This is a genomic window from Streptomyces sp. P9-2 (assembly GCF_051903975.1).
GTDB classification, from domain to species: Bacteria; Actinomycetota; Actinomycetes; order Streptomycetales; family Streptomycetaceae; genus Streptomyces; species Streptomyces cellulosae.
Window position 1 is genome coordinate 4198841 of record NZ_CP192633.1, and the last position, 17007, is coordinate 4215847.

Sequence of the window (17007 nt, forward strand, 5' to 3'; positions counted from 1 at the left end):
GCTGCCCGACCGGCACTTCCAAGGTCTGCGACGAACACCCCCCGGGGCGCGGGGAACTGCGCGAACAACCACCACCGGCCTCAGTCCCCGTGCTGATCCCGATGCGCCTTCGCCAGCTCCGCGTACATCGTCCCGTTGAGGGTCAGCCCCTCCCGCTCCTCCCGCGTCAGCTCCCTCCGCACCTTCGCCGGGACCCCCGCGACCAACGACCCCGGCGGCACCCGCATCCCCTGCGGCACCAGTGCCTGCGCGGCGACCAGCGACCCCGCCCCGATCACCGCCCCGTTCAGCACCGTCGCCCCCATCCCGATCAGACAGTCGTCCTCCACCGTCGCCCCGTGCACCACCGCGTTGTGCCCGATGGACACCCGCTCGCCCACACTCACCGGGAACCCGGGGTCGGCGTGCAGCGTGCAGTTGTCCTGCACGTTGCTGCCGGCGCCCACGGCGATCGACTCCACGTCGCCCCGCAGCACCGCCCCGTACCAGACACTCGCCTCCGCGTGCAGCGTCACGTCACCGATCACGCTCGCCGTGGGCGCCACGAACGCCCCCTGGTCGATCCGCGGCTCCCTGCCGCCGATGCCGGTGATCAGAGCCTGGTGCGTCATCGTCGCCTCCTAGTCGAACGTCGGGGGAACGGTACGCCACCCGGTGGGGTGAAGATCACAGGGGCGTCGGCCCGTACCCGTCACGCCCGCGGACTACGGTGAGCGGGTGCCGAAGCGCAAGAACACGTTCTCGTCCTGGCCGCGCCGCCTCGCCCAGCGCGCGGTCCACGCGGGCTGGGCCTGGGTGCAGCGCACGGGCTCGGTGACCGCCGACCACCCCGGCCGCTTCCGCTTCGGCGCCATGGGAACAGGTACCCGGCTCGCCTTCCCGCTCGGCACGATCTTCGGCGAGCCGTGGATCCGGATCGGCTCCCACTGCATCGTCGGCGAGCAGGTCACCCTCACCGCGGGCCTGATGCCCGGCCTCGACCTCGGCCCCGAGCCGATCCTCCGCATCGGCGACGGTGTCGTCCTCGGCCGCGGCAGCCACGTCATCGCCGACACCACCGTGACCATCGGCAGCGACTGCTACTTCGGCCCGTACGTCTACGTCACCTCCACCAACCACTCCTACGACGACCCGCACGAGCCCATCGGCAAGCAGTGGCCGCGGATGGAGCCGGTGGAGATCGGCCCCGGCTGCTGGATCGGCACCGGCGCGGTGATCCTGCCGGGCGCCCGCGTCGGGCGGAACGTGGTGGTGGCCGCGGGCGCGGTCGTCCGGGGCGAGGTGCCCGACCACTGCGTGGTCGCGGGCGCGCCCGCCCGGGTCGTACGCCGCTGGACGCCCGACGAGGGCTGGCAGCCGCCGCTGCGCACGCCCCCGCCCGTGCCGCTCCCCGACGACGTCACGCCCGACCAGCTGCGGGCTTTGTCGCGGCTCGACGAGGAGAGCGTGGCCCGCCTCGCGGAACTGGACCAGGCGGAACTGGACCAGGCCGGCGCCCCGAGGCTGGCCGAGATGGAACCCGGCGCCTGAGGCCCACGCCGTCCCGCCCGCGTCGTCGCAGTACAGTGCGGTGCACCACCGGGTGCGACATCCGGACAGTCGAAACGGACGGAACGTGGCGGACCTCGACCTGCTGACCCGGTCCCTGGCGCGCAACGTCAAGCGCTGGCGCACCGAGCGCGGCTTCACGCTCGACATGCTCGCGGCCCGGGCGGGCGTCAGCCGCGGCATGCTCATCCAGATCGAGCAGGCCCGCACCAACCCGAGCATCGGCACGATCGTCAAGATCGGCGACGCGCTCGGCGTCAGCGTGCCCACGCTGCTCGACTACGAGCGGGGCCCGCAGGTCCGGATCGTCCCCGCCGACCAGACGGTCCGCCTGTGGGAGAGCGAGGGGGGCAGCTACAACCGGCTGCTCGCCGGCACCGAGGCGCCCGGCCCGCTGGAGATGTGGGAGTGGCTGCTGATGCCGGGCGAGAGCAGCGAGTCCGACCCGCACCCCGCCGGCACGGTCGAACTCGTCCACGTCACCGCCGGGGAGCTGACCCTCACGGTCGACGGCGAGGAGCACCGGGTGCCGGCCGGCGCCAGCGCCTCCTTCGAGGCCAACACGCCCCACACGTACGGCAACGCGGGCGACGAACCGGTGCGGATGTACATGACGGTGTCGGTGCCGCCCGTGCAGTGAGACACCCTCCGACGGCGGCGCCGCCCGCTGCTACCGTGCCGCCATGCGCGCACCCATCGGAAACTTCGACCAGGCCATCCCCGCCCCCGACTGCCTCGACGAGCTGACCGCTCCCGTCGCCGCCGCGGTCCGCGCCTGGAGCGGCAGCGTCCCCGCCGACCAGATCCTCTACGTCGAGACCGACCCGCGGTGGGCCGACACCGCCGTCTTCGTCGAGCACTACGGCCACGACCTGCTGGAGCGGTCCGCGAACTGCGTCGTGGTGGCGGGCAAGCGCGGCGGCGGGTCCACGCTCGCCGCGTGCGTCGTGCTGTCCACCACCCGCGCCGACGTGAACGGGGTGGTGCGCCGCCACCTCGGCGTCCGCAAGGCGTCCTTCGCGCCGATGGACACGGCGACGGGCGAGACCGGCATGGAGTACGGCGGCATCACGCCCGTCGGGCTGCCCGAGGGCTGGCCCGTGCTGGTGGACGCGGCCGTCGTGGACCTGCCGTACGTGCTCGTCGGCAGCGGGCGGCGGCGCGGGAAGCTGCTGGTGCCGGGCAAGACGTTCGCGGAACTGCCGGGCGCGGTCGTGCTGGAGGGACTGGGCAAGCCCGCCGCCTGAACCCCGCCGGGGCGGGCCGTGCGGGCGTCAGTACCGCGCGGCCGTCCCCAGGTACCGCTCCGCGAAGGCCGCCGCCGCGGCCGGCGAGCTGAACAGCCGGCGCAGCCGGGCCCGGGCGGTGCCCGAACGGAACGGATCGCCCGCCGCGCCCCCGTGGTAGAGCTCGGACACCCACTGCGAGAACTCCTGGTAGTCCCACACCCGCCGCAGACAGTCCTCCGAGTAGCCGTCCAGACCGCTCCCGTCGCCCTTCAGCAGCCACGCGACGAGCGCGTCGGCCAGCGCGAACGCGTCGTGCAGCGCCAGGTTGAGGCCCTTGGCGGCGATCGGCGCGACCAGGTGCGCCGCGTCCCCGGCCAGGTGGAGACGGCCGAAGGCCATCGGCTCGGTGACATAGTCGTGCATGTCCAGCACGCGCTTCTCGATCAGCCGCCCCTCGGTCAGCGGCTCCGCCCCGGCCGCGGCCAGCCGGCGGTGCAGCTCCGCCCACACCCGCTCGTCCGGCCAGTTCTCCGGGTCGTCCCCGGCCGGGCACTGGAGGTAGTAACGGGTGACGTCGGGACTGCGGGGCATCTGCCCGGCGAACCCGTCCGGATGGCAGCCGAACAGCACACGGTCGGCCGACGGCGGCGCCTCCGCCAGCAGGGCCAGCCAGCCGATGCCGTAGTCGTGCCGCGCCACCCGGGCCCGCCCGGCGACGGCCGTCCTGGTCACCCCGCGCGCGCCGTCGCAGCCCGCGACGAACTCGCAGACGACGACCTCCCGCCGCCCGCTCTCCGGGCGGACGTACGACACCGACGGCCGGTCCCCTTCCAGGTCGTGCACCCGCACGTCCCGCACCCCGAACCGCACGGCCCCGCCGCGCACGTCCGCGTACTCCCGCACCAGGTCCGTGACCAGGAACTGCTGCGGGTACACCCAGTGGTGACGGCCCGTCAGCTCGTGGTAGCCGAAGGTGTGACGCTCGCCGTCGAAACGGAACTCGCAGGCGGTGTCCCGGCGGGCCCGCTCCAGAAGGTTCCCGGCGAGACCCCGCCGCTCCAGGCCGCGCACCACCGGCTCCTCGATCACCCCGGCCCGCGGCCGCTGCTCGACGAACTCCCGCGTCCCGGTCTCCAGCACCAGGCAGTCGATCCCGGCCGCCCGCAGCACGCACCCCACGGTGAGCCCGGCGGGCCCGGCGCCGACCACGACGACCGGAAACCGTTGCGGGGAAGGGGAGTTGAGGGATACCGGAGTCTCGGTCACCGCGCCATTATGGCGTCACCCCGCCCGCCCGGAAGCGCGGGCGCGCCCCTCAGGCGAGGCGCGGGATCTCGATCGCGGGGCAGCGGTCCATGACCATGTCCACACCCGCCGCACGCGTACGCCCGTACGCCTCCTCGTCGACCACGCCGAGCTGGAACCACACGGCCTTGGCGCCCTTGGCGACCGCCTCGTCCGCGACCGCGCCCGCCAGGTCGCTGTTGACGAACACGTCCACCACGTCCACGTCGAAGGGGATGTCCGCGAGCGAGGCGTACCCCTGCTCCCCGTGCACCGTCTCCGCCTTGGGGTGCACCGGCACCACGCGCTTGCCGAACCGCTGGAGCACCTGCGCGACCCCGTACGCGGCGCGCTGCCGGTTGGAGGACAGGCCGACCACGGCCCAGGTGTCACCGGACTCGGTGAGGATCTTGCGGACCGTTGCGTCGTCGCCGTACACCGTCGGCCTCCCGGAGGTTCTGAAACGAATGTTGGTGTCCCCTTCAACCAGGCCCACGGCACGGTGATTCCCGGCGCCGCACTGCCGCCGGTGCCTGCCAGTACGGGCGACTCCACGCAAGCGACGCCGCGAAAAGCGTGCGAGATACCTGCGTGCGCCCGCTCGCGCGCCTACGCTCGCCTCGTGCTGCGCATCACCGACGCCCGAACCGGCGAGCTCGTGGACGCCGCCCCCGCCCGCCGGGGCCTGACCCGTGTCGAGGCGCACCCGCGCGGGCTCGACCCCACCGGCCTGCGGGTGCTACTGGCCGCCGACCTGCTCGTGCGCGCCCTGGAACTCGGCGGCACCCCGGTGTGGGGGCTGCTCGCCGCCGAACGGCAGCACGCGGAGCTGCGCGCGGCGGCCGACGCGCTCGGCATCCGGCCCTTCGAGGACGGCGAGGGCGCCGCCGGACTGGGCGAGGCCCAGGTGCTGCACGTCGTCGACGAGGGCGGCGCCGAACCCGACGGCGTACGGGTCGCCGTCGCGCCCGTGACCTGGTCGGCCCCCAGCGCCCCGGACGAGACCGACCAGGCCGCCCTGCGCCTCGCGCTGCTCATCCACCCGAGGCATGCGCCCGTGGTGATCGACGCGGACGCGCTGGAGCGAGCCGGCGACACCCTGGGCCGCTGGCGGAGCGCGGTCGCCGACTGGGCGCGGCGGCCGTCACGCCCCGTGCCCGACGAGGTGCGCGCGGATCTGCGCGCCGCGTGGGAGGACGACCTGGACACCGCCGGGGTGCTCGGCGCGCTCCGTGCGGCGGAGGCGGACCCCGGCCTGGTGGACGGCGCCCGCTTCGAGACGTACGCCTACGCCGACCGGCTGCTCGGCCTCGACCTCGCCCGTGACCTCGGAAACCCCGCATGATCGAGCGCGCGGCGGCCGGACCCCTGCGCCGGCTGGTGGTGCTGCGGCACGCCAAGTCCGCCCGCCCCGAGGGCGTCGCCGACCACGAGCGCCCGCTCGCCGCACGCGGCCGCAGGGACGCGCCGGCCGCCGGGCGGGCCCTCGCCGACATGGACTGCCTGCCGGGCCTCGCCCTGTGCTCCACCGCCGTGCGCGCCCGCCGCACCTGGGAGCTGGCCGCCGCCCAGTGGGGCACGCCCCCGCCGGTCCGGTTCGACCCGCGTCTCTATCACGCGGACGTCCCCGGCCTGCTGAAGGTGATCCGCGAGACGCCCGCCGAGGTCGAGACACTGCTGCTCGTCGGTCACAACCCGGGTCTCGAGGACCTGGTCCTCGCCCTCGCCGACGACGGCCTCGACGACCTCCTGGACCGGGTCCGCGCCAAGTTCCCGACCTCCGCCGTCGCCGTCCTCGCCTGGCGCGGCCCCACCTGGCACGCCCTGCTCCCCGGCGCCGCCCTCCTCACCTCGGTCACCGTCCCCCGCGGCAGACGCTGACCTTGGCGGCATAGGCTGGCCGGATGCAGGACGAGTACCGCACCGTGGCCCGCGCGGGTGTGCACGAGACCGAGGTCAACCGCTCCCGCTTCCTGTGCGCCCTCGCCCCGGCGGCCACCGAGCAGGAGGCGCAGGAGTTCATCGCCGCCGTCCGCAAGGAGCACGCCGACGCCACCCACAACTGCTGGGCCTACGTCATCGGCGCGGACGCCTCCGTCCAGAAGGCCGGCGACGACGGGGAGCCCGGCGGCACCGCCGGCGTCCCCATGCTGCAGATGCTGCTGCGCCGCGACATGCGCTACGTCGTCGCCGTCGTCACCCGCTACTTCGGCGGCGTGAAACTCGGCGCGGGCGGCCTCATCCGTGCCTACGGCGGCGCGGTCGGCGAGGCCCTCGACTCGCTCGGCACGATCACCCGGCGCCGCTTCCGGCTGGCCACCGTCACCGTCGACCACCAGCGGGCCGGCAAGGTGCAGAACGACCTGCGCTCCACCGGCCGCGAGGTGCGCGACGTGCGCTACGGCGAGGAGGTCACCATCGAGATCGGCCTCCCCGACGCCGACGTGGACGCCTTCCGCGCCTGGCTCGCCGACGCCACCTCCGGCACCGCCCGCCTCGAACTGGGCGGGGAGGCCTACGGGGACGCCTGACGGCCTGACCGTTTCGCCGCGATCGGGTCGATAACGGGCGATACGACACCGGGATGTGACGGGTGATACGGGAGCAACCGCCCGCGCTGTCGGAGGCGCCCGATACCCTGCCGGGACCATGAGATTCCTGCACACCTCCGACTGGCACCTCGGCCGGTCCTTCCACCGGGTCGGCATGCTCGGCGCCCAGGCCGACTTCATCGGCCACCTCGTCTCCACGGTGCGCGAGCGCGAGGTGGACGCGGTGGTGGTGTCGGGGGACGTGTACGACCGGGCGGTGCCGCCGCTGTCCGCCGTCGAGCTGTTCGACGACGCGCTGCACCGGCTGGCCGACCTCGGCGTGCCCACGGTGATGATCTCCGGGAACCACGACTCGGCCCGCCGCCTCGGCGTCGGCGCGGGACTCATGGGCCGCGCCGGCATCCATCTGCGTACCGAGCCCTCCGCGTGCGGCACGCCCGTGCTGCTCTCCGACGCGCACGGGGACGTCGCCTTCTACGGCCTGCCCTACCTGGAGCCCGCCCTGGTGCGGGACGAGTTCGGCGTGGAGCGGGCCGGGCACGAGACGGTGCTCGCCGCCGCCATGGACCGGGTGCGCGCCGACCTCGCCGCCCGCCCGGCCGACACCCGCTCCGTCGTCCTCGCCCACGCCTTCGTCACCGGCGGCGAACCCAGCGACAGCGAACGGGACATCGCGGTCGGCGGTGTCGCGTCCGTGCCGGCCGCCGTGTTCGACGGCGTCGACTACGTGGCGCTCGGCCATCTGCACGGCTGCCAGACCCTCACCGACCGCGTCCGCTACTCCGGTTCCCCCCTGCCGTACTCCTTCTCCGAGGCCGGGCACCGCAAGTCCATGTGGCTGGTCGACCTGGACGCCGACGGCAGCGTCACCGCCGAGCGCGTCGACTGCCCCGTGCCGCGCCCCCTCGCCCGCATCCGCGGCACCCTGGAGGAGCTGCTCGCCGACCCCGCGCTCGCCCCGCACCAGGAGGCGTGGGTCGAGGCGACCCTCACCGACCCGGTCCGCCCCGCCGACCCCATGGCCCGCCTCGCCGAGCGCTTCCCGCACACCCTGGCCCTCGTCTTCGACCCGGACCGGCCCCCGGACGCCCCCGACGTGTCCTACGCCCGCCGCCTCGCCGGCCGTGACGACCAGCAGATCGCCGAGGACTTCGTCGCCCATGTGCGCGGCGCCGTACCCGACGCGCACGAGCGCACCGTGCTGCGGGACGCCTTCGACGCCGTCCGCGCCGACGAGGCGCAGCGGGAGGTGGCCCGGTGAGACTGCACCGCCTGGACATCACCGCCTTCGGCCCGTTCGGCACCACGCAGAGCGTCGACTTCGACGCCCTGTCCGCCGCCGGCCTGTTCCTGCTGCACGGCCCCACCGGCGCCGGCAAGACCTCCGTGCTGGACGCCGTCTGCTACGCCCTCTACGGCTCCGTCCCCGGCGCCCGCCAGGGCGGCCAGGGCACCACCCTGCGCAGCGACCACGCCGCGCCCGCCACCCGCACCTCCGTCACCCTCGAACTCACCGTCGCCGGACGCCGCCTGGAGGTCACCCGGCAGCCCCCGTGGGAGCGCCCCAAGAAGCGCGGCAGCGGCACCACCACCGACAAGGCGCAGACCTGGCTGCGGGAGCGCGACGCCGTCACCGGCGCCTGGAAGGACCTCAGCCGCTCGCACCAGGAGATCGGCGAGGAGATCACCCAGCTGCTCGGCATGAGCCGCGAGCAGTTCTGCCAGGTCGTGCTGCTCCCGCAGGGCGACTTCGCGCGCTTCCTGCGCGCCGACGCAGAGGCCCGGGGCAAGCTGCTGGGCCGCCTCTTCGACACCCACCGCTTCGCCGAGGTGGAGAAGCGTCTCGCCGACCGCCGCCGCGCCGCCGAGGCCCGCGTGCGCGACGGCGACGCCGAGCTGCTCGCCGACGCGCACCGCATGCAGCAGGCAGCGGGCGGCGCCATGGAGCTGCCCGAGCTGTCGCCGGGGGAGCCCGGCCTCGCCGACGCCGTGCTCACCGCGGCCGCCGTCGCCCGCAGCACCGCCCGCGAGCAGCTCACCGCCGCCCGTTGCCGCCTCGCCACCGCCGAGTCCGTCCGCGCCGAGGCGGGCCGCGCCCTGGACGAGGCGCGCGAACGGCACCGGCTGCAGCGCCGGTTCGCCGAGGCCAGGGAGCGGGCGGAGCGGCTGCGGGAGCGGTCCGGCGCCCACGACGAGGACCAGGCCCGCATGGACCGGGCCCGCAAGGCCGAGACCGTCGCCCCGGCCCTGGAGCTGCGGGACTCCGCCGACGCCGAGCACCGACGCGCGTCCGCCGCCGAGCAGCGCGCCCGCGCCCTCCTCCCCACGTCCCTCGCGGACGCCGGACCGGACGGGCTCGCGGCGGCGGCCCGCCGCGCCGCCGAGGAGCTGGGCGGACTGGAGTCGGCCCGCCGCGCCGAGCGCCGCCTCACCGAACTCCTCGACGAGCGGGCCCGGCTGGACCGCCAGGAGCGCGCCGACGAGGAGGTCCGCGAGGACGCCGAGGCGTGGCTCGCCGGCTGGGAGGCCACCCGCACCGCCCTCCAGGACCGCATCGCGGCCGCCCAGCAGGCCGCGACCCGCGCAGGTGAGCTCGCCGCCCGGCGCGACGCCGCCCGCCACCGGCTCGAGGCCGCCCGCACCCGCGACCGGCTCACCCGGGACGCCGAGGCCGCCGCCGAGCAGGCCGAGGCCGCCCGGGAACAGGCCCTCGCCGCCCGGCAGCACTGGCTCGACCTCAAGGAACAGCGCCTCAACGGCATCGCCGCCGAACTCGCCGCCGGTCTCACCGACGGCGCCCCCTGCGCGGTCTGCGGCGCCACCGAACACCCCGCCCCCGCCCGCAGGGTCGCCGGACACGTCGACCGCGACACCGAGGAACGCGCCCTCGCCGACCACCAGGACGCCGAGGAGCGGCGCGCCGAGGCCGACCGCCGGCTCGCGGCCGTACGGGAGGAGCTGGCCGCCGCGGGCGCCGGGGCCGGTGACACCCCGGCCGAGCAGCTCGCCCGTGAACTCGAGGAGGCGGAGCGGGAGTACGCCCGCGTGCGGGAGGCCGCCTCCGCGCTGCACTCCGCCCAGGAGGAGCTGCGCGCCGCCGAACGCGAACACGAACTGCGCACCGCCGCCCAGCGCGACGCGGCCGTCCGCGCCGCCGCCCGCGTCGGCCACCGCGAACGCCTCGACCTCGAACGGGCCACGCTTGAGCAGGAGTTGGCGCAGGCGCGCGGGGACGCCCCCAGCGTCGCCGCGCGCGCCGGGCAGCTCGAACGCGAGGCGGCGCTGCTCACCGAGGCCGCCGGCGCCGCTCGCACCGCCGAGGAGGCCGCCCGGCGGCTCAAGGACGCCGACGCCCGCCTCGCCGACGCCGCCTTCCGCGCGGGCTTCGACACCCCGCGGGCCGCCGCCGACGCCCTCCTCGACGACGACGCCCACCGGCAGTTGCAGCGCCGGCTGGACGCCTGGCACGACGAGGAGGCCGCCGTACGCGCCGTCCTGGCCGAACCCGGGGCGGCGGCCGCCGCCCAGCAACCCCCCGTGGACCTCGCCGCCGCCCAGCGCGCCGCCGAGGACGCCGACCGTGCCGTCCGCGAGGCCGCCTCCGCGCGCGACGCGGCCGCCCGCCGCTGCGCAGAGCTCGACCGGCTCTCCGCCCGCGCCGCCGCCTCCGTGCGCCGTCTCGGACCGCTGCGCGAGGAGTACGACCGGGTGGCCCGCATGGCCGCCCTCACCGCCGGAACCTCGGCGGAGAACGAACGCCGGATGCGCCTGGAGTCGTACGTCCTCGCCGCGCGCCTGGAGCAGGTCGCCGCCGCCGCGACGGTCCGGCTGCGCCGCATGTCGTCCGGCCGCTACACCCTCGTCCACTCCGACGACCGCGCGGGCCGCGGCCGCAGCGGCCTCGGACTGCACGTCGTGGACGCCTGGACCGGCCGGGAGCGCGACACCGCCACCCTCTCCGGCGGCGAGACGTTCTTCGCGTCCCTCGCCCTCGCACTCGGACTCGCCGACGTGGTGACCGACGAGGCGGGCGGGGTGCGGCTGGACACGCTCTTCATCGACGAGGGCTTCGGCAGCCTCGACGACCAGACCCTCGACGAGGTCCTCGACGTCCTCGACTCGCTGCGCGAACGCGACCGCAGCGTCGGCATCGTCAGCCACGTCCCCGACCTGCGCCGCCGCATACACGCCCAACTGGAGGTCCACAAGGACCGCACCGGCTCCCGGCTGCGGCAGCGGGGGACCTGACCGGGCGTCCGGGTCACCGCCCGACGGGACGGCGCGGCAGCGGCGAGGAGTACACCACGCTGGTGGTCACCGAGCCGAGCGCGCCGATCCGCCCCGACACCTCCTCCAGGTGCCGCATCGACCGTGCGGCCACCTTCAGGACGAAGCAGTCGTCGCCCGTGACGTGGTGCGCCTCCAGGATCTCCGGCGTGACGGCGACCAGGTCGTGGAACGGCTTGTAGTTGCCGGTCGGGTAGCGCAGCCGGACGAACGCCAGGACCGGCAGCCCGATCCGCTCCGGGTCCACCACCGCCGCGTAGCCCTGGATGATCCCGGCCTCCTCCAGCCGCCGCACCCGCTCGGTGACGGCGCTCGCGGACATCGAGACGGCGCGGGCCAGTTCGGCGTAGCCGGCGCGTCCGTCCCGCTGGAGGAGGTCGAGGATGCGCCAGTCGGTGGCGTCCGGGGAATACTCGGTCATCGCCGAGAAGTAGCAGGGAAATCCCCGGCGGAGCAAGGCCGGCACCGGGATTCGCCCCTTCAGGACGGCTGTGCGCGCCCGTAGTTTTCCTGTCATGACGACGACCGCCGTGAACCCCGTCCTGCGGACCGCCCCCGCCTCCCCGGCCGTGGCCGCCGCGCACTTCCGCGCGAGCCTCGCCCTGTACACCGACGTGTCCGACGTGGCCGCCGCGCTCGCGTCCGGCGACCATCCCGGCTTCGTCCTGCTGGACTCACGGTCGGCCGACGCCTGGGACCAGGGCCATGTGCCCGGCGCCCTGCACCTGCCCACCGCGCGGATCGCCGAGCGGGCCGCGGACCTCCTCGACCCGGCCGTGCCGGTCGTGACGTACTGCTGGGGACCCGGTTGCGACGGGGCCGCCCGCGCCGCGCTCGCCCTCGCCGAACTCGGTCACCGCGTCAAGGAGATGCTCGGCGGCTTCGAGTACTGGGTGCGGGAGGGCTTCGCCTACGAGACACCGCGGGGTCTCGAACGCGGGGCCGCCGACCCGCTGACCACCGTGGTGGACTCCGCCGTGTGCGGATGCTGAACCCGCCCGTCCGGTAAGGGCGTCGAGCCGATAGGTTTCTCCGCCATGGAGCGATACGCGGAGCCGGGGACGGTCGAGTGGGTGGAGTCGGGCGGCGGGCCGCTCGTCGCGGTGCCGGAGACGGTGCTGCCGTTCTGGACAGGGGCCGACGGCGAGGAGTTCGCCTCGGACTACGACCGGGCCTGTGAGGTCGACGGACTCGTCGGGCTCCTCCCGGTCGGTGACGCCGCCGCCCTCGTCCTGGGCGACGAACCCGCCGCGACGGCCTATCTCCCCGAACACTCCCTCCTCGTCCGCTGGGTCGCCGGCCACACCGAGCACGACCTTCTGGCGAGCGTCCCCGCCGCGCTCGCCGCCGCGCAGTGGCAGCAGGAGACACAGTGGAAGGTGCCCGGCCCGGTCGTCCTGTTCGACGCGACGTGGCCCGGCACCCACGCCGCCGGCACCGACCACGCCCGCCTCGCCCTCGGCCCCGGCCGCTATGCCGTGCGCGCCGCGCAGGTCAGCCCCGGCCCGGAGACCTGGCTGGTCCTGGTGCAGCTCCGCTCGCTGCCCTGAACCGGCGCGCGGTTCCCCGCGCTGCTGGGGCGCGTTCGCCGAGGCACCCTTGGGGGCGCGGGGAACTGCGCGAGCGGCCCAGGACGAGTGGGGGGTTTATTCGCGTGCCCCCACGGCCGGCCCGGCCCATCATGGGGATCATGCCGAAGCTTCCCCCGCCCCCGCCCGAGGAACTCCGCCGTGACCCCCTGCCGCTGCGGGGCCGCACCGCCCTCGTGACCGGGGCGAGCCGGCGCGGCGGCATCGGTCACGCCGTGGCCCGCAGGCTCGCCGCGTACGGCGCGAGCGTCTATCTGCACCACCACGTGGAGCACGACGCCGCCATGCCCTGGGGCGCCGACCGGATCGAGGACGTCACCGCCTCCGTACGCGAGGCGCTCGGCGACCCCGACGCGCGCGTCCTCGCCGGACCAGGCGATCTGAGTGACCCGGCGGAACCGGCAGCCCTGCACACCCGCGTCGTCGAGGCGCTCGGCGGGCGGCTCGACATCCTCGTAGCCAACCACGCCCTGAGCGGCTCCGACGGCGACCTCGACACCGTCGACGCCGCCATGCTCGACGCGCACTGGGCCGTCGACGCCCGCTCCGTGCTGCTGCTCGTCCAGGCCCACGCCCGGCACCGCGCCGCCCTCCCGCCGGGCACCCCGGGCGGACGCGTGCTGATGATGACCTCCGGGCAGGACATCGCCGGCGGCATGCCCGGCGAGATCGCCTACGCCCTCCAGAAGGGCGCCCTGGCCTCCATCACCCGCTCCCTGGCCACCGCGCTCGCCGAGCACGCGGTCACCGTGAACACCGTCAACCCCGGCCCCGTCGACACCGACTACCTGACCGGCGAGGTCTACGACGCGATCGCCGCCCTCTTCCCCGCCGGACGCTGGGGCATGCCCGACGACCCGGCCCGCCTCCTCGCATGGCTGGCCACCGACGAGGCGGGCTGGATCACCGGTCAGGTCATCGACTCCGAGGGAGGCTTCCGGCGCTGAACCGGTCCTGGCGCCGAATCGGCCTTACAGCTGAACCGGTCCCACCGCCGAATCCGCCCTACAGCGCCGCCAGTTCGTCCACCAGGTCGTCCAGGCCCAGCGACCCCTGGGACAGCGCGGCCATGTGCCAGGCCTTCAGGTCGAACGCGTCGCCGTGCCGCTCGCGGGCCTTCTCCCGGCCCAGCAGCCAGGCCCGCTCGCCCAGCTTGTAACCGATGGCCTGGCCCGGGATCGTCAGATAGCGGGTCAGCTCGCTCTCCACGAAGTCCGCCGGGCGGCTGCTGTGCGCGCCGAAGAACTCCTGCGCCAGGTCCGGCGTCCACCGCTCACCCGGGTGGAACGGCGAGTCCGCGGGGATCTCCAGCTCCAGGTGCATGCCGATGTCGACGATCACCCGGGTCGCCCGCATCATCTGCGCGTCCAGGTACCCGAGCCGCTGCTCCGCGTCCGTGAGGAAGCCCAGCTCGTCCATCAGCCGCTCCGCGTACAGCGCCCAGCCCTCGCAGTTGGCGCTGACCATGCCGACGCTCGCCTGGTAGCGCGACAGGTTCTCCGCCACGTGCACCCACTGCGCCAGCTGGAGATGGTGGCCGGGGACGCCCTCGTGGTACCAGGTGGACACCAGGTCGTACACCGGGAAGCGGGTCATGCCCATCGTGGGCAGCCAGGTGCAGCCCGGCCGGGAGAAGTCCTCCGACGGTGGCGTGTAGTACGGCGCCGCCGCGCTGCCCGCCGGGGCGATCCGCGACTCCACCTTCCGCACCCGCTCGGCCAGGTCGAAGTGAGTGCCGTGCAGGGCCTCGATCGCCTGGTCCATCAGACCCTGCAGCCAGTCGCGGACCTCGTCCACGCCCTCGATGTGCCGGCCGTGCTCGTCGAGGTGCGCCAGCGCCACCCACGGGGTGTCGGCGCCCGGCAGGATCTTCTCGGCCTCCTTCTTCATCTCGCCCAGCAGCCGGAAGTACTCGGACCAGCCGTACGCGTACGCCTCGTCCAGGTCCAGGTCGGTGCCGTTGTAGTAGCGCGACCAGCGGGCGTAGCGCTCCCGGCCCACCGTGTTCGGCGCGCCCTCGACCGCCGGGGCGTACACGTCCCGCAGCCAGTTCCGCAGCTCCGCCACGGCCGCGGTCGCCGCGCGGGCGGCCTCGTCCAGCTCCGCGCGCAGCGCGTCCGGGCCCGCGGCGGCGAAGTCCTCGAACCAGCCGCGGCCCTCGCCGGTGTCCGCCCACTCGCCGAGCTGCCCGACGAACGTCGCCGTGGGGCGCGGCCCGGCGTACAGCGTGCGCTCCAGGCCCAGCGCCAGCGACTCCCGGTACCCGGCGAGCGCGGCCGGGACCGCGCGCAGCCGCTCCGCGATCGCCCGCCAGTCCTCCTCCGTCTCCGCCGGGGTCACCGTGAACACCTCGCGCACCGCGTGCGCGACCGTGCCCAGGTTGCCGACCGCGCGCAGGTGCTCGTCGGCCTCGTGCACCGCGAGTTCGGCGGTCAGCCGCTCCCGCAGCAGCCGGCCGCAGCGCCGCTCGGCGTCGCTGTCCGCGCCGGGCAGCCGCTCGGCCTCGTCGAGCCGCGCCAGGGTCGCCCTGAGCAGATCGGCGACCGCCTCCTGACCGGCGGGCGAGAGATCGGGCAGCCGGGAGGAACTCTCCTTGACGCCGAGGTACGTCCCGGTGATCGGGTCGAGGGCGATGAGCTCGTCGACGTAGGCGTCGGCGACCTGACGGGGAAGCGCGCTGTTGGTTGGTGACATGCGGACCATCCTGGTACGACGTCCGCCGCACGTCACGCGGATTGAGCCGAGGGCGAAGGCGGCATGACCGGACCGCAGTCCCACTGCTGGAAGATCAGCCGCGTCTCCACCCGCGCCACCTCACGGCGGGCGGTGAACTCGTCCAGCACCAGCCGCTGCAGATCCGCCATGTCCGCGACCGCGACATGTACCAGATAGTCGTCGGGGCCGGTCAGATGGAACACCGTCAGCGACTCCGGCAGCGCGCGGATCCGCTCCACGAACGGCCCCACCAGCTCCCGCCGGTGCGGTCTCACCTGCACCGACAGCAACGCCTGGAGACCCCGGCCGAGCTTCGCCGGGTCAAGCTGCAGGCGGTGCCCGAGGATCACGCCGGAGCGGCGCAGCCTGGTCACCCGGTCCAGGCAGGTCGACGGCGCGACCCCGACCTGCGCGGCGAGGTCCCGGTAGGTGGTCCGGGCGTCGTTCTGCAGCAGTCGCAGCAGATGGAGGTCCACCGGATCCAGTACGACAGATGCGACCATCGGTCGAACGTAGCACGGGATCCTGCCGCACAGAACCGGCCGGTGTTCACCCTGAGCGCCATGGACAACGGCATGGACACGCGACGCACCACCAGAGCACTCGCCACCGAGGCCGTGCACGCCGGCCGCGACGATCTCGCCGGACTCGGACTGCACGCCCCGCCGATCGACCTGTCCACCACCTACCCCTCCTACGACAGCCGGGCCGAGGCCGCCCGCATCGACGCCTTCGCCACCACCGGCGCCGAACCCGACGGCCCGCCGGTCTACGGACGGCTCGGCAACCCCACCGTCGCCCGCTTCGAGACCGCCCTCGCCCGCCTGGAGGGCACCGGGTCCGCGGTCGCCTTCGCCAGCGGCATGGCCGCGCTCAGCGCCGTCCTGCTGGTCCGCGCCTCCATGGGCCTGCGGCACGTCGTCGCCGTACGCCCGCTGTACGGGTGCAGCGACCATCTGCTGACCGCCGGACTGCTCGGCTCCGAGGTCACCTGGACCGACCCGGCCGGCGTCGCCGACGCGCTCCGCCCGGACACCGGCCTGGTGCTGGTGGAGTCGCCCGCCAACCCGACGCTCGCCGAGATCGACCTGCGGGCCGTCGCCCACGCCTGCGGCTCCGTGCCGCTGCTCGTCGACAACACCTTCGCCACGCCGGTGCTCCAGCGGCCCGTCGAGCAGGGGGCGCGGCTGGTGCTGCACAGCGCCACCAAGTACCTCGGCGGGCACGGCGACGTGCTGGCCGGCGTGGTGGCCTGCGACGAGGAGTTCGCCGGGCGGCTGCGGCAGGTGCGGTTCGCCACCGGCGGGGTGCTGCACCCGCTGGCCGGCTACCTGCTGCTGCGCGGCCTGTCGACGCTGCCGGTCCGGGTACGGGCCGCGTCCGCGAACGCCGCCGAACTCGCTGCGCGCCTCGCCGCGGACCCGCGCGTGGCCAAGGTGCACTACCCGCGCATCGGCGGCGCGATGGTCGCCTTCGAGGTCCACGGCGACCCGCACGCGGTGATCGCCGGCGTCCGCCTGATCACCCCGGCGGTGAGCCTCGGCAGCGTGGACTCCCTGATCCAGCACCCGGCGTCCATCAGCCACCGCATCGTCGACGCCGACGACCGCAGGGACGCGGGCGTCTCCGACCGCCTGCTCCGCCTCTCGGTCGGCCTGGAGGACGTCGACGACCTGTGGTCCGACCTGGACCAGGCGTTGGGCGCGCGGTCCGAACGGCCGGCCCGGTCGGAGGCGATGGCCCAGGGCTGACGGACCGCCCGTGAACGGGGGACGGCCCGGCACGCGGTCGCGTGCCGGGCCG

The 17007-nt window shown here is 75.0% G+C and carries 18 protein-coding genes; 12 read left to right on the top strand and 6 right to left on the bottom strand.

Annotation, left to right across the window (positions count from 1 at the left end; all coding sequences use genetic code 11):
• Window positions 1–80: 80 nt before the first annotated feature.
• A complete protein-coding gene (locus tag ACQY0Z_RS19260; RefSeq protein ID WP_254586774.1) occupies window positions 81–611 on the bottom strand; it encodes a gamma carbonic anhydrase family protein in 531 nt (176 codons plus the stop codon).
• Between the two features lie 106 nt (window positions 612–717).
• Between ACQY0Z_RS19260 and ACQY0Z_RS19265 the strand changes: the two genes are divergently transcribed.
• From ACQY0Z_RS19265 to ACQY0Z_RS19275, 3 genes are all read left to right on the top strand, one after another.
• On the top strand, window positions 718–1530 hold the full coding sequence (locus ACQY0Z_RS19265; protein ID WP_189905023.1) for an acyltransferase: 813 nt from the start codon (window positions 718–720) through the stop codon (window positions 1528–1530).
• 85 nt (window positions 1531–1615) lie between these two features.
• Window positions 1616–2188 (top strand): helix-turn-helix domain-containing protein, encoded by a 573-nt coding sequence (locus tag ACQY0Z_RS19270; protein ID WP_189905026.1) that lies wholly within the window; start codon window positions 1616–1618, stop codon window positions 2186–2188.
• 43 nt (window positions 2189–2231) lie between these two features.
• Window positions 2232–2795: a YbaK/EbsC family protein gene (locus tag ACQY0Z_RS19275; RefSeq protein ID WP_347225097.1), complete on the top strand. Its 564-nt coding sequence runs from the start codon at window positions 2232–2234 to the stop codon at window positions 2793–2795.
• A 27-nt stretch (window positions 2796–2822) separates the two neighbouring features.
• Here ACQY0Z_RS19275 and ACQY0Z_RS19280 read toward each other — a convergent pair whose 3' ends face one another.
• Window positions 2823–4043, bottom strand: coding sequence for a 4-hydroxybenzoate 3-monooxygenase (locus ACQY0Z_RS19280; protein ID WP_254586775.1), 1221 nt, complete (start codon window positions 4041–4043; stop codon window positions 2823–2825).
• 49 nt (window positions 4044–4092) lie between these two features.
• Window positions 4093–4500 carry a CoA-binding protein gene (locus ACQY0Z_RS19285; protein WP_019524811.1) on the bottom strand — a complete coding sequence of 136 codons (408 nt, stop codon included), beginning with the start codon at window positions 4498–4500 and terminating at the stop codon, window positions 4093–4095.
• A 183-nt stretch (window positions 4501–4683) separates the two neighbouring features.
• Between ACQY0Z_RS19285 and ACQY0Z_RS19290 the strand changes: the two genes are divergently transcribed.
• The 5 genes from ACQY0Z_RS19290 to ACQY0Z_RS19310 all read left to right on the top strand — a co-directional run bounded on the left by ACQY0Z_RS19290 (window position 4684) and on the right by ACQY0Z_RS19310 (window position 10861).
• On the top strand, window positions 4684–5406 hold the full coding sequence (locus tag ACQY0Z_RS19290; protein ID WP_254586777.1) for a hypothetical protein: 723 nt from the start codon (window positions 4684–4686) through the stop codon (window positions 5404–5406).
• Complete coding sequence (locus ACQY0Z_RS19295; RefSeq protein ID WP_347225096.1) at window positions 5403–5942, top strand: SixA phosphatase family protein; 540 nt, start codon at window positions 5403–5405, stop codon at window positions 5940–5942. Before ACQY0Z_RS19290 ends, ACQY0Z_RS19295 begins: the two co-directional genes overlap by 4 nt.
• A 23-nt stretch (window positions 5943–5965) precedes the next feature.
• Entirely contained in the window at window positions 5966–6592 is a 627-nt protein-coding gene (locus tag ACQY0Z_RS19300; protein WP_381729679.1) for a YigZ family protein, read from the top strand.
• 118 nt (window positions 6593–6710) lie between these two features.
• The gene (locus ACQY0Z_RS19305; protein WP_439812571.1) at window positions 6711–7874 is read left to right on the top strand and encodes an exonuclease SbcCD subunit D; all 1164 of its coding nucleotides are present in this window, start codon (window positions 6711–6713) and stop codon (window positions 7872–7874) included.
• Window positions 7871–10861: an AAA family ATPase gene (locus ACQY0Z_RS19310; protein WP_439812572.1), complete on the top strand. Its 2991-nt coding sequence runs from the start codon at window positions 7871–7873 to the stop codon at window positions 10859–10861. Before ACQY0Z_RS19305 ends, ACQY0Z_RS19310 begins: the two co-directional genes overlap by 4 nt.
• Window positions 10862–10874: 13 nt before the next feature.
• On the opposite strand, the gene ACQY0Z_RS19315 is transcribed toward ACQY0Z_RS19310, so the two are convergent.
• Window positions 10875–11321, bottom strand: a complete 447-nt coding sequence (locus ACQY0Z_RS19315) for an AsnC family transcriptional regulator (protein ID WP_189905039.1) — start codon at window positions 11319–11321, stop codon at window positions 10875–10877.
• A gap of 94 nt (window positions 11322–11415) precedes the next feature.
• Here ACQY0Z_RS19315 and ACQY0Z_RS19320 point away from each other — a divergent pair, with 94 nt between their 5' ends.
• From ACQY0Z_RS19320 to ACQY0Z_RS19330, 3 genes are all read left to right on the top strand, one after another.
• Window positions 11416–11892 carry a rhodanese-like domain-containing protein gene (locus ACQY0Z_RS19320; RefSeq protein ID WP_439812573.1) on the top strand — a complete coding sequence of 159 codons (477 nt, stop codon included), beginning with the start codon at window positions 11416–11418 and terminating at the stop codon, window positions 11890–11892.
• Window positions 11893–11937: 45 nt separating this feature from the next.
• On the top strand, window positions 11938–12450 hold the full coding sequence (locus tag ACQY0Z_RS19325; RefSeq protein ID WP_254586779.1) for an Imm21 family immunity protein: 513 nt from the start codon (window positions 11938–11940) through the stop codon (window positions 12448–12450).
• 140 nt (window positions 12451–12590) lie between these two features.
• Window positions 12591–13436 carry an SDR family oxidoreductase gene (locus ACQY0Z_RS19330; RefSeq protein WP_189905045.1) on the top strand — a complete coding sequence of 282 codons (846 nt, stop codon included), beginning with the start codon at window positions 12591–12593 and terminating at the stop codon, window positions 13434–13436.
• Between the two features lie 58 nt (window positions 13437–13494).
• Here the strand turns inward: ACQY0Z_RS19330 and ACQY0Z_RS19335 are convergent, their stop codons facing one another.
• Together ACQY0Z_RS19335 and ACQY0Z_RS19340 are read right to left on the bottom strand one after the other, a co-directional pair.
• Window positions 13495–15183, bottom strand: a complete 1689-nt coding sequence (locus ACQY0Z_RS19335; protein ID WP_347225093.1) for a DUF885 domain-containing protein — start codon at window positions 15181–15183, stop codon at window positions 13495–13497.
• Window positions 15184–15215: 32 nt separating this feature from the next.
• The gene (locus tag ACQY0Z_RS19340; RefSeq protein ID WP_347225092.1) at window positions 15216–15707 is read right to left on the bottom strand and encodes an Lrp/AsnC family transcriptional regulator; all 492 of its coding nucleotides are present in this window, start codon (window positions 15705–15707) and stop codon (window positions 15216–15218) included.
• 72 nt (window positions 15708–15779) lie between these two features.
• On the opposite strand from ACQY0Z_RS19340, the gene ACQY0Z_RS19345 reads away from it, so the two are divergent.
• Window positions 15780–16955, top strand: coding sequence for a trans-sulfuration enzyme family protein (locus tag ACQY0Z_RS19345; RefSeq protein ID WP_439812574.1), 1176 nt, complete (start codon window positions 15780–15782; stop codon window positions 16953–16955).
• Window positions 16956–17007 lie beyond the last annotated feature (52 nt).